Origin of the sequence: uncultured Lacinutrix sp. (assembly GCF_947500605.1) — a bacterium.
Classification (GTDB): Bacteria; Bacteroidota; Bacteroidia; order Flavobacteriales; family Flavobacteriaceae; genus Lacinutrix.
The window spans coordinates 20013-33118 of record NZ_CANMSJ010000002.1 but is presented as its reverse complement, the minus strand read 5'-3'; the positions used below and the strand labels follow the sequence as shown (position 1 = coordinate 33118).

Annotated in this window: 7 protein-coding genes; all 7 read left to right on the top strand. The window is 32.8% G+C overall.

The features are described from left to right. Positions 1–224: 224 nt before the first annotated feature. The 7 genes from Q0935_RS03385 to Q0935_RS03355 all read left to right on the top strand — a co-directional run bounded on the left by Q0935_RS03385 (position 225) and on the right by Q0935_RS03355 (position 12982). Positions 225–2522 carry an NADP-dependent malic enzyme gene (locus Q0935_RS03385; protein WP_299382416.1) on the top strand — a complete coding sequence of 766 codons (2298 nt, stop codon included), beginning with the start codon at positions 225–227 and terminating at the stop codon, positions 2520–2522. 51 nt (positions 2523–2573) lie between these two features. Further along, entirely contained in the window at positions 2574–3155 is a 582-nt protein-coding gene (gene ruvA / locus Q0935_RS03380) for a Holliday junction branch migration protein RuvA (RefSeq protein WP_299382414.1), read from the top strand. A gap of 6 nt (positions 3156–3161) precedes the next feature. Then, on the top strand, positions 3162–10460 hold the full coding sequence (sprA, locus tag Q0935_RS03375) for a cell surface protein SprA (RefSeq protein ID WP_299382412.1): 7299 nt from the start codon (positions 3162–3164) through the stop codon (positions 10458–10460). Positions 10461–10533: 73 nt separating this feature from the next. Continuing rightward, entirely contained in the window at positions 10534–10914 is a 381-nt protein-coding gene (gene gcvH / locus Q0935_RS03370; RefSeq protein ID WP_299249693.1) for a glycine cleavage system protein GcvH, read from the top strand. Further along, positions 10907–11299: a VanZ family protein gene (locus tag Q0935_RS03365; protein WP_299382409.1), complete on the top strand. Its 393-nt coding sequence runs from the start codon at positions 10907–10909 to the stop codon at positions 11297–11299. Before gcvH ends, Q0935_RS03365 begins: the two co-directional genes overlap by 8 nt. Before the next feature lie 42 nt (positions 11300–11341). Beyond that, a complete protein-coding gene (locus Q0935_RS03360; protein ID WP_299249699.1) occupies positions 11342–12067 on the top strand; it encodes an energy transducer TonB in 726 nt (241 codons plus the stop codon). Between the two features lie 117 nt (positions 12068–12184). Continuing rightward, positions 12185–12982 carry an energy transducer TonB gene (locus Q0935_RS03355; protein WP_299382407.1) on the top strand — a complete coding sequence of 266 codons (798 nt, stop codon included), beginning with the start codon at positions 12185–12187 and terminating at the stop codon, positions 12980–12982. Positions 12983–13106 lie beyond the last annotated feature (124 nt).

The window sequence follows — 13106 nt, the reverse complement described above, 5'->3', positions numbered from 1 at the left end:
AAAAAGGGCTTAACAATAATTATTGTTAAGCCCTTTTAGGTTTTTTAAGAATCAAAAAAAGTGTAATATGTCTAGTGACTTCTTTTTAATAACTTAGTTATGTCTAAATGAAGAAGAAAAACGTTAGAAAATAATTTAATATTTACACCATGAAGATATTATTTTTTCATCATTACGTTTCTTTCAAAAAGATTACATTTGTATGTCAGAGTAAAAGCTAAAATATGAGCAAACAAAGCAAAAGAAGAGAAGCCTTAGTATATCACGCTAAGCCTACTCCAGGAAAGATAAAAGTTGTACCAACAAAAAAATACGCAAGTCAAAGAGATCTGGCATTAGCCTATTCTCCAGGTGTAGCAGAGCCATGTTTAGAGATAGCAAAAGATGTTAATAATGTTTATAAATACACAGCAAAAGGAAACTTAGTTGCTGTTATTTCTAACGGAACTGCTGTTTTAGGTTTAGGTAATATAGGACCTGAAGCCTCAAAGCCAGTAATGGAAGGTAAAGGTTTACTTTTTAAAATATTTGCAGACATCGATGTTTTCGATATTGAAGTCGGTACAGAAGATATTGAAGAATTTATACAAACAGTAAAGATGATAGCACCAACTTTTGGTGGTATTAACCTTGAAGATATAAAAGCACCTGAAGCTTTTGAAATCGAAAGACGTTTAAAAGAGGAATTAGATATTCCTGTAATGCATGACGACCAACATGGTACTGCAATTATTTCGGCCGCTGCTTTATTAAATGCATTAGAGCTTTCAGAAAAAAAGATTGAAGATGCAAAAATAGTAGTAAGTGGAGCAGGAGCAGCTGCTATTTCTTGTACACGATTATATTTGGCATTTGGCGCAAAACGTGAAAACGTTGTTATGCTAGATAGTAAAGGTGTTATTAGAGACGACAGAGATAATCTTACATCTCAAAAAGCAGAATTTGCAACACATAGAAAAATAGACACATTAGATGAAGCCATGAAAGATGCCGACGTTTTTGTAGGTTTATCGACTTCAGATATTGTAACTCCAGCTATGTTATTGGTAATGGCTAAGAACCCTATTGTTTTTGCAATGGCGAATCCAGACCCAGAAATTCAATACCAATTAGCAGTAGATACTAGAGATGATATTATTATGGCTACAGGTCGTAGCGATCATCCTAATCAAGTAAATAACGTACTTGGTTTTCCTTTTATTTTCCGTGGTGCATTAGATGTTCGCGCAACTAAAATTAACGAAGCTATGAAAATGGCAGCAGTTATGGCTTTAGCTAAATTAGCAAAAGAACCAGTGCCAGAACAGGTAAATATTGCATACGACGAAACAAGGTTAACTTTTGGTAAAGAATATATTATACCAAAACCTTTCGATCCAAGGCTAATTGCCGAAGTACCTCCTGCAGTTGCAAAAGCAGCTATGGAAAGTGGCGTTGCTTTAGAGCCCATTGAAGATTGGGAAAAGTATAGAGATAGCTTGCTTGAGCGTTTAGGGAATGATAATAAAATTGTTAGACTTTTATTAAATAGAGCTAAAATAAGCCCAAGACGTGTTGTTTATGCAGAAGCAGACCACATAGATGTACTTAAAGCAGCACAAATAGTGCATGACGAAGGTATCGCAATTCCTATTTTATTAGGAAGAAAAGATGAAATTGAAAGATTAAAAGAAGAATTAGAGTTTGATGCCGATGTTCAAATTATAGATCCAAAGTCTGATGAGCAAGTAGAGCAAAAAAACAAATATGCAACAGTATACTGGAAGCAACGTAAGCGTAGAGGAGTAACTTTATTAGAAGCTCAAAAATTAATGAGAGAGCGTAACTATTTTGCAGCCATGATGGTGAACGAAGGTGATGCCGATGCTTTAATTTCAGGGTATTCTCGTAGTTACCCACAAGTTGTAAAACCAATGTTAGAGCTAATTGGTTTAGCACCTGGTTCTACTAGAATTGCGACTACCAATGTAATGATGACGGAGCGTGGACCAATGTTTTTAAGTGATACTTCTATAAACATTAATCCTTCAGCTAAAGATTTAATAAAAATTGCTCAAATGACATCTGGAGTAGTGAAAATGTTCGGTCTAAAACCAGTAATGGCAATGACTAGTTATTCAAACTTTGGATCATCAAAAGACCAAACAGCTACTAAAGTTCGCGAAGCAGTTTCTTATTTACATAATAGACATCCAGATTTATTAGTAGATGGAGAGTTACAAACAGACTTTGCTTTAAACAGTAAAATGCTTCAGTCTATTTTTCCATTTTCAAAATTATGCGGACATAAAGTAAATACACTTATTTTTCCAAATTTAGAGTCTGCAAACATTACATATAAATTGTTAAAAGAGTTGAATAAAGCAGAGTCTATTGGTCCAATTATGATGGGATTACGTAAACCTGTTCATATTCTTCAATTAGATGCAAGTGTGGACGAAATTGTAAATATGACTGCAATAGCAGTAATAGATGCACAACAGAAAGATAAAGAGGCATTAACACGCCAAAAAAGCGAATAATTTTTAGTCCGAGAATTTTATTACATTTGAAATCTTAAGAAGAAACCGTAGATGATTACACATATTAAGGGAAAATTGGTGGAGAAAAATCCAACTGATGTTGTTATAGATTGTAACGGTGTTGGTTATTTGTTAAATATTTCTTTGAACACATTTTCTCAAATTCCTGAGGGAGAAAGCATACAATTGTATACGCATCTTCAAGTAAAAGAAGATTCTCACAGTCTTTACGGTTTTGTAACTAAAGGAGAGCGAGAAGTGTTTAGGCTACTTATTTCTGTTAGCGGAATTGGCACTAATACAGCACGAACTATGCTCTCGTCTCTAACTCCAAAGCAAATTCGTGAAGGAATTGCTACAGAGGATGTTGCGCTTATTCAATCTATAAAAGGAATTGGTGTAAAAACAGCGCAACGTGTAATTATTGATTTAAAAGATAAAATCATTAAAATTTACGATATTGACGAAGTTTCTGTTAATAGAAGCAATACCAACAAAGATGAAGCGTTATCTGCATTAGAAGTGCTTGGTTTTGCCAAAAAACAAGCAGAGCGTGTGGTGGATAAAATTGTTGTATCCGAACCAGAGGCTAGCGTAGAAGCCATAATTAAACAAGCTTTAAAAAAATTATAGTAGATTTTGAATACAACTAACCTATACTTTTATAAATCGATTAAACAAAGTGTATTAACAGTTCTAACGTTCTTGTTGTCACTTAGTGCTTTCGCTCAAGATCCAGATCCAACAGTAGAAAGCGATTCTACAAAAACAGGGTTTAGTTTTGGAAATATTGAAATGGCGAATCCTAATAGTATTACTTCTAAGTATACTTATGATCCCCAAACAGATCGCTATGTTTACACAGAATCTATTGGTAATTTTAATATTAATTATCCAATTATATTAACACCAAAAGAGTATCAAGACCTGGTGTTTAAAGAGAACTTAAAAGGTTACTACCAAGATAAAATAGATGCTTTCGATGGAAAAAAAGAAAATTCTGAAGAAGCTAAAAAGAATTTATTGCCAGAGTTTTATGTAAACTCTGGTTTTTTCGAATCTATATTTGGCGGAAATACCATAGAAGTTGTACCTCAAGGATCTTTAGAAATGGATTTAGGAGTTTTGTTTACAAAGCAGGATAATCCATCATTTTCACCTAGAAATAGAAGTAATTTTACTTTCGATTTCGACCAGAGAATTAGTTTGAGTTTACTAGGTAAAGTTGGAGAAAGACTTCAAGTTACTGCAAATTATGATACTGAAGCAAGTTTCGATTTTCAACAATTAGTAAAGTTAGAATACGATCCTACGTTTGGTGGAGGTGAAGATTCTATACTTCAAAAGTTAGAAGTAGGTAATGTAAGTATGCCATTAAACAGTTCTCTTATTTCAGGAGCGCAAAGTTTATTTGGTGTAAAAACAAAATTACAGTTTGGTAAAACAACAGTTACTGCTGTGTTTTCTGAACAAAAATCTGATACACGTTCTGTAGTCGCACAAGGTGGTGGAACATTAGACGAATTCGATTTCTTTATTCGTGATTACGATGAGAATCGTCACTTTTTCTTAGCACAGTATTTCCGTGAGAATTATGATAAGTCTTTAGAAAACTATCCTTTTATTAATACAAATGTTCAAATTACAAGAGCAGAAGTATGGGTGACAAATAGAAGTAATAGAACAGAGAATGTAAGAAATATAGTAGCACTTCAAGATCTTGGAGAATCTGCAGTTATTGGAAATTCTGGTGTAGTAGTTACTGCTGGTCCAGGTGCTTTTCCAGACAATGCTAATAACCGTTTAGATCCTACAAATATTGGTGGACCAGGTTCGCAAATTACAGATGCAATTAGAGATATTGCAACAGTGCAATCTGGGATATTAGTTTCTGGTTTTAACGAAGGTTTCGATTATGCAAAACTAGAGAATACAAGAAAATTACAAGAAGGTCAAGAATATATTATTAACACCCAATTGGGTTATATTTCGTTAAATCAACGTTTAAACAATGATGAAGTTTTAGCCGTAGCTTTCCAATATACAGTGGGAGGTCAGGTGTTTCAAGTTGGTGAATTTGCTAACGATGGTATTGGCGCAACTACCGTAGAAACAAATGGTGATAATGAAGTAACAAACGTAACAAACAATAATTTAATTCTTAAATTACTTAAAAGTAGTATTACATCTGTATCTCAACCAATTTGGGATTTAATGATGAAGAATATTTACGATACGGGAGCTTATCAATTAAGTCAAGAAGATTTTAAATTAAATATCTTTTATAACGAATCGACGCCTTTAAACTTTATTAGTCCAGAAGGTGGAACTTTTGGTGTAGATATTAATGGTAATCCTATTACAAGTAATACTCCTCTAGACGATTATATTGAAAAGACTACATTACTACGTTTATTCAATTTAGATAGGTTAAATTATAACAACGATCCGCAAACCAATGGTGATGGTTTTTTCGATTTTGTTAGTGGTATTACTGTAATTCCGGAAAACGGAAAAATAGTATTTACAAAGGTCGAACCTTTTGGTCGTTATTTATTCGATGTTTTAGATAATGATGGTAACCCAGGAAACAATGCTTTTGATTATGAGTCTGATGTTTATACAACGAACCCAAATCAAGAAAAATATGTTTACGATATACTTTATAAAGCAACAAAAACTGCTGCTTTAGACGAAGTTGAAAAAAACAAGTTTCAAATAAAAGGACGATATAAATCTCAAGGTGGAGACGGTATTGCAATTGGAGGTTTTAATGTGCCTAGAGGTTCTGTAAAAGTAACCGCAGGCGGACGTGTGCTTGTAGAAGGTGTCGATTATACCGTAAATTACCAATTAGGTCGTGTACAGATTTTAGACGAAGCTTTAAAAGCATCGAATACACCAATACAAGTAACAACCGAAAATAACTCAATATTTGGTCAGCAAACAAAACGTTACACGGGTATAAATGTAGAACATCAGTTTAACGATAAATTTTTAATTGGTGCTACTTATGTTAATTTAAACGAAAGACCAATTACTCAAAAAGCTAACTATAATAGTGAGCCAATTAATAATACAATACTAGGTTTTAATGGTAATTACTCTACAGAAGTTCCTTTCTTTACAAGGTTAGCGAACAAGTTACCAAATATAGATACAGATGCACCATCTAATTTATCTGTTAGTGGTGAGTTTGCTTATTTAATGCCTGGAGCACCAAAAGGAACAGATTTAAATGGAGAAGCAACTGCATATATTGATGATTTTGAAGGTAGCCAGAATGGTATAGATTTAAAATCTGCACAATCATGGAGACTATCAAGTAGACCTTTAGGACTAAATGGAACTACTGCTAACGATGTAGATGGTTTTGAAAATGGTTACGATAGAGCATTGTTAAACTGGTATACTATCGATCCTATATTTTATGGAGGTCAAAGACCAACAGGAATTGACGATGACGATGTCTCAGATATTTACACCTCTCGTGTATTTGTACAAGAATTATTTCCAGAACAAGATATAGCGCAAGGACAAACTTCGGTTTTAAATACTCTAGATTTAACCTATTATCCAACAGAAAGAGGGCCGTATAATTTTAGTGATACTAACTTATCTTCCGATGGTAATACATTAATAACACCAAGTAACGGTTGGGCGGGAATTACAAGACAATTAACATCTACAGACTTCGAACAATCAAATGTAGAGTATATTGAGTTTTGGATGCAAGATCCATTTCAAGAGAATGCAACTAATCCAGGTGGAAAACTGGTATTTAATTTAGGAAGTATTTCTGAAGATGTTCTTCGTGATGGTAGAAAGCAATACGAAAACGGATTACCGGCAGATGGAAACATAAGTTTATTACCAACAACAACATACAATACTGTAGTGCCATTAAATCAAGCGTTAATATATGCGTTCGATTCTACAGGAGAAGAGCGTACAAATCAAGATGTTGGTTTCGATGGTTATAACGATGCAGAAGAAGGTGTTAATTTCCCAACGTTTAGTGGTTTAGAAGATCCATCTGCAGATAATTATCAATATTACTTAAGTGCAGAAGGAGATGTATTAGAGCGTTATAAGCGTTATAATAATGTACAAGGAAATTCTCCAGATACTTTTAGCGATACAAATAGAGGTTCTACAACACAGCCAGATGTTGAAGATATAAATAGAGATAACACGATGAATACTATCGATAGTTATTTTGAATATGAATTAGAGCTAACACGTCAAAATTTACCATTAAATAGTCCAGACGAAGTTGTTCCAGGAAATCCAATTGGTGAGTTTATAAAAGATGTAAAATTACGATCAAGAGAGTTACCAAATGGAGATACAGAACAAGTACGTTGGTACCAATTTAGAGTACCCGTTCAAGGGGATCATGTAGTGGCTAAAAATGGAATTACAGATTTACGTTCTATTCGTTTTGCACGTATGTACTTAAGTGGTTTTACAGAACAAACAACGTTCCGTTTTGGAACATTAGATTTAGTACGAAGCGATTGGAGACGTTACCAATTAGCATTAAATGGAGGTCCAACATCACCAAATTTTGATGATACAGAATTTACCGTTGGAGTAATAAGTTCTCAAGAAAATGATGGTAGTTACGAGTCTCCTCCAGGTATTGAGCCAGAGCGATTAAATAATAATAACTCTATAATAGATCAGAACGAACAATCTCTTGTTGTTAATGTTTGCGATTTAGAACCAAAAGATTCTAGAGCTGTTTATAAAAATATTAGCGTAGATATGAGACAGTATAAGCGTCTTAGAATGTTTATGCATGCCGAAGATGGAGATTTACCAGGCTTAGCTGATAAAGATTTAGTTGGTTTTATTAGAATGGGTAACGATTTAACCGAAAACTACTACCAGATTGAAGTGCCATTACAAGTTTCTACAGGAACAAGTAGTGCTGCATTATGGCCTACAGTAAATGAAATAGATCTACCTCTAGAGCTTTTAGAACAAATAAAATCTTTAGGGATTTCTAACGGTACTTTAGCAAATGCAGATGCAACTTTTTACGATGTAGTAAATGGACAGCCAATTGAAATAGCTTCAACATCTCAATACGAAAATTATGTGCTTGGACAAACAAGACTAGCAATTAAAGGTAATCCAAACTTTGGAGCAGTAAGAACTTTAATGGTTGGTGTAAAAAACGGATCGAACAACACGCAATGTGGAGAGGTTTGGTTTAACGAACTTAGGTTGTCAGATATGGATAATCAAGGTGGTTGGGCAGCAATAATGAATATAGATACTAATTTTGCAGATTTTGCAAATGTAAGTGCAACGGGTAGAATGAGTACTGCTGGTTTTGGTTCTGTAGATCAAGGACCACAAGAACGTAGTAGAGAAGATGTAAAACAGTATGATGTTGTAACTAATGTAAATATTGGGCAATTATTACCTAAAAAGTGGGGAGTTCAATTACCATTTAATTATGGGCAAGGTGTAGAATTAATTACACCAGAGTATGATGAGCAGTATAAAGATTTAAAACTTCAAAATAGAATTGATGCCGCAGAAACTGCTGAAGAAAAAGATAATATTAGAGAGCAATCCGAAGAATATACAAAAAGAAGAAGTATCAACTTTATTGGTGTTAAAAAAATAAGAACAGGCGAATCTAAGCCAAGTTTTTATGATGTAGAAAATTTAACGTTTAACCATTCTTATAACAAGGTAGAACATCGCGATTTCGAAATAGAACGTTCTATCGATAAGCAAGTAAGAACTGGAGCGAGTTATGCATTTAATTTTCAGCCTAAAGTATTTGAACCTTTTAAAAAGAAAGATTCTCTTTTTACAGGTAAGTACTGGAAACTATTAAAAGATTTCAATCTTAATTTATTGCCTTCTAGTATTGCTATTAATTCAGATATTAAAAGACAATTTAATAGTCAGCGTTTTAGAGAAGTAGAGTTAGGTGGTAATAATATTGGGCTTGAAGAATTATATAGAAGAAACTATAATTTCGATTTCCAATCTACAGTAAACTGGAATTTAACAAAATCGTTGTCTTTTAATTTTGCAGTAGCTAATAATAATATTGTAAGAAACTACTTTAAAGATAATATTGTTAATGGAGAACAAGATCCAAGTTTAGATGTTTGGGATGGTTATTTTGATGTTGGTGATGCTAATAGACGTTCACAAACTTTAGGGATAAACTACGAGATACCTTTTAGTAAATTTCCAGCATTAGATTTTGTAAAAGCAACGTATTCTTACCAAGGTTTATACCAATGGCAAAAAGGATCAGATTTATTTGGAGATCTTGTTGCAGACGATGGTATAACATACGATTTAGGAAATTCTATATCTAATGGTAATACTCATAATATTAACTCTACGTTAGATATGCGTAAATTCTATAAATATATAGGTTTAAAGAAGAAACGTGTTGCTAAAAGTAATGGTAAAGTTAGTAGAAATGCAAAAGCTGGACCTCCTGGAATACCTAATAAGGAAGAAGGAAAAAAGAAAGCTGAAGCTAAAAAGAAAAGTGGTGTTGGAACAGGAATAGCAAATTTTGGAATAGGTATTTTAACATCAGTAAAGCGTATCCAAGCTAACTATTCTGAAAACAACGGAACATATCTTCCTGGTTTTACAGATACACCTGGTTTTATTAGTACATCTAAGCCAACCTTTGGTTACACATTGGGTAGTCAAAAAGATATTAGAGATGTTGCAGCTAGAAACGGATGGTTAACGGTGTTCCCAGATTTTAATCAACAATACACAAAAAATCATACTAAACAATTAGATCTTTCAGCAAACTTAGAACCGTTAAACGACTTGAAAATAGATTTAGTAGCAACAAGAACATATGCTGAAAACTATACCGAAAATTATAGAATAGAAAATGACGAGTATATTTCTCTAACACCAAATGTATTTGGAAACTTTAATGTTTCGACATTTACATTACCAACAGCCTTTGGTAATAGTGACGAAATAAGTTCTGAGGCTTTTGATACTTTTAGAGAAAACAGACTAACAATCGCAAGAAGGTTAGCGGCCGAAAAAGGAGTTGATTTAAGTAATCAAGATAACTTTGAAGGAACAGATCTTAATGGGTATCCAAAAGGTTTTGGTAAAACAAGTCAGGCAGTATTATTACCAGCATTTTTAAGTGCATATACTGGTCAAAATGCAGAGAAAACTAAATTAGGAGCTTTTAGAAATGTGCCAATTCCAAATTGGGATTTAAAATACACAGGTTTAATGAAGTTTAAATGGTTTAAACAACGTTTTAAACGTTTATCACTTTCTCATGGTTACCGATCTAGTTATACTATTAATCAATTTAGAACAAATTTAGATTTTAATGGTATCGACTATAGTGCGCCTTACGATTTTCAACCATCCGATGATTTGGATCAAGCAGGAAACTATAAAAACTCAGAACTTTACAGTAATATCAACTTAACAGAATTATTTAGTCCTTTAATAAAAGTTGATATGGAAATGAAAAATTCTATAATTGTTGGAGCAGAAATTAGAAAAGATAGATTACTATCTCTAAGTTTCGATAATAATTTAATGACCGAGATTCAAGGTAAAGAATATGCACTTAAGTTAGGTTATAGATTTAAAGATGTGCGTATAAAAACTAAATTAGCTGGACCCAAAAAATCTATCGTTAGTGATTTGTTAATGGAAGCTAATCTTTCGGTTAGGGATAATAAAACTATTATTAGGTACTTAGATTTGGAGAACAATCAAATAACCAACGGGCAAACTATTTATGGTTTAAAGTACAATGCTAATTATGCCTTTAGTCAAAACCTAACAGGTATTTTCTACTTCGATTATACGTTCTCAGAATACGCAATATCTACAGCATTTCCGCAAACAACAATACGCTCTGGATTTACTTTAAGATATAATTTTGGAAACTAAATAATCGTTAAGTTTTTCTATTTGAAAAGCCAAAGAATTAAATATATTTGTAAAAATTTTAAAAAATAACATAATGAATATTCCATCAGAATTAAAGTATACAAAAGACCACGAGTGGGTTAAAGTTGAAGGAGATGTAATTACTATAGGTATTACAGATTTTGCACAGAGCGAATTAGGTGATATTGTTTATGTAGAAGTAGAAACAGTTGATGAAACTTTAGATGCTGAAGAAGTATTTGGTACTGTTGAGGCAGTAAAAACGGTTTCAGATTTATTTTTACCAGTTTCAGGAGAGATTATAGAATTTAATGAGTCTCTTGAAGATGAGCCAGAAAAAGTGAACTCAGATCCTTATGGAGAAGGTTGGATGGTTAAAGTAAAAGTTTCTGATGCTTCTCAATTAGAGTCTTTACTTTCAGCTGAAGCTTATAAGGAACTAATTAGTGCTTAAAAAATTAAGTCTTTTAGTTAGTATTCTCTATACTATAACTTTATCTGCTTTATGTTTATTTAAGATGGATAACGTTGTTGAGGAATTACCATCAGTAAATGACAAAGTAATGCACGCTTTAACTCATTTTATACTAGTTGTATTATGGTTTGTAGTGTTCTATTATAGATTTAGCTTTAAATATTATAAAGCTATAGTTCTTGCGGCATTGTTTTCTTTGGTATATGGAATCGCAATAGAGTTACTGCAAGGTAGTTTAACAATAAGCCGCCAATCAGACTTTAAAGACGTGTTAGCAAATGTATTAGGTATGGTATTTGCTTCAATACTTTTAGTAAGTATTAAAAAACACGTGTTAAAAAATAATAATACCTTGCTTTTTTGATAAATAAATAGTTATTTTAGCAGAGCATAAATAAATAAATTAATGGAAACAAAGAAAAATCCTAAAGCAAACGTAGGCAGGAATAGCTCTCTCTATTTTGCGGTTGGTATGTTGTTAATGTTAGGTTTAACATATACAGCTATCAATTACAAAACATACGACGATCGTGTTGTAGAAGATAGGTCTATTGATGTTGATGACGAAATGGACGAAGAAATTCCAATTACAAATCAAGCACCGCCACCACCACCACCGCCACCACCACCGCCACCACCAGCACCAGAAGTTATTGATGTTGTTGAAGATGAAGCGGAAATAGAGGAAACGGTTATCGAATCTACAGAGACAACTCAAGAAGAAGAAATTGTTGAAGTTGAAGAAATTGAAGTAGAAGAAATAGAAGAAGATGTAGAAGTGTCTTTTGCAGTTATTGAAAGTGTACCAGTATATCCTGGTTGCGAGAAAGGAAATAACGACCAGAAGAGAAAGTGTATGTCCGATGCAATTAATAAAATTGTACGTAAAAAATTCGATTTAGATTTAGGTCAAGAATTGGGTTTAAGTGGTAAACAACGTATTTATGCTCGTTTTACTATAGATAAAGCAGGAAACATTGTAAATGTTAAAACTCGTGGTCCTCATCCAGGATTAGAAAAAGAAGCTAGAAGAGTTGTTGGTTTAATACCAAAAATGAAACCTGGTAAGCAAAGAGGAAAGCCTGTAAAAGTAACTTTCGATTTGCCTATTACATTTAATGTACAAGACTAATTAGTTAGTTTTAAATACTATAAATTAAAAACCCGATACAAATTTGTATCGGGTTTTTTTGTTTTGGTATGCTTATTGTTATTTCTTCATAATATTAACATGTAAACTTTAATAATTATGAACAATTCAAAGAAAAGTCACGATTTCGTTCGTCAAAACGAAATAAACGTGCAAAAATCGCAAAAGCATGATGCAAATTTACAAAAAAACTCAACGCTGTACTTTCAGGTTGGATTAATTTTATGCTTATTAGCCAGTTATGGAGCATTAGAGATGTCTTTTGCAGAAACAGAACAATATGCGTATTCTACACCCGTAGAAGATTATAGTATTTATGAAATTGATATCGAGAATTTCGAAATCGAGAAGGAAGTTAAGCTTGAACCGAAACAAGAAATTGAACAGGTGAAGCCTAAAGATCCGGAGATTAAAATAGTAAGCAACGAGACCAAGCTTAAAGAGACTTTAAAAGAAATTATAAAGGTTGTTGTTCCAGAAGGTAAAACACCAGTACTTTCAACAGATGACCCTAGTTTAAACATTGATGAGATAGAGCCGGAAATTAATATAATGACCGTGCAAAAGGTTCCTGTCTTTCCAGGCTGTGAGAGTGAAACTTCAAATAATGGAAGAAGAAAATGTTTGTCTGAAAAATTATCAAAATTGGTACAAAGAAAATTTGATGTTGATATTGCTTCAGATTTAGGGATAACAGGTAAACAAAAAATTTATGTGTCTTTTAAAATAAATAAGCTTGGAGAAGTAGAAATTATTAAAACGAAGGCTAATCACCTAGCTTTAGAAAAAGAGGCTAATAGAGTTGTTGGTAAGATTCCTACTATGAAACCAGGGATGAATAATAACAAACCGGTGAATGTATCTTATATGCTTCCAATTCAATTTAATATTCAGTAAAGTAAAACAAGTTATTTTAAACCGTTATTACCTATGGTAGTAGCGGTTTTTTGTTTTAAAATAATGCGTTAAGCCTTCGGTTTAAATTATTACTCTCATAAAAACGAAATTCTAAATGGTGTCT

Excerpts from the sequence above, each read along its gene's own strand:
- Q0935_RS03385 (WP_299382416.1), top strand. The coding sequence starts at position 225 with ATGAGCAAACAAAGCAAAAGAAGAGAAGCCTTAGTATATCACGCTAAG.
- ruvA (WP_299382414.1), top strand. The coding sequence starts at position 2,574 with ATGATTACACATATTAAGGGAAAATTGGTGGAGAAAAATCCAACTGAT.
- gcvH (WP_299249693.1), top strand. The coding sequence starts at position 10,534 with ATGAATATTCCATCAGAATTAAAGTATACAAAAGACCACGAGTGGGTT.
- Q0935_RS03360 (WP_299249699.1), top strand. The coding sequence starts at position 11,342 with ATGGAAACAAAGAAAAATCCTAAAGCAAACGTAGGCAGGAATAGCTCT.
- Q0935_RS03355 (WP_299382407.1), top strand. The coding sequence starts at position 12,185 with ATGAACAATTCAAAGAAAAGTCACGATTTCGTTCGTCAAAACGAAATA.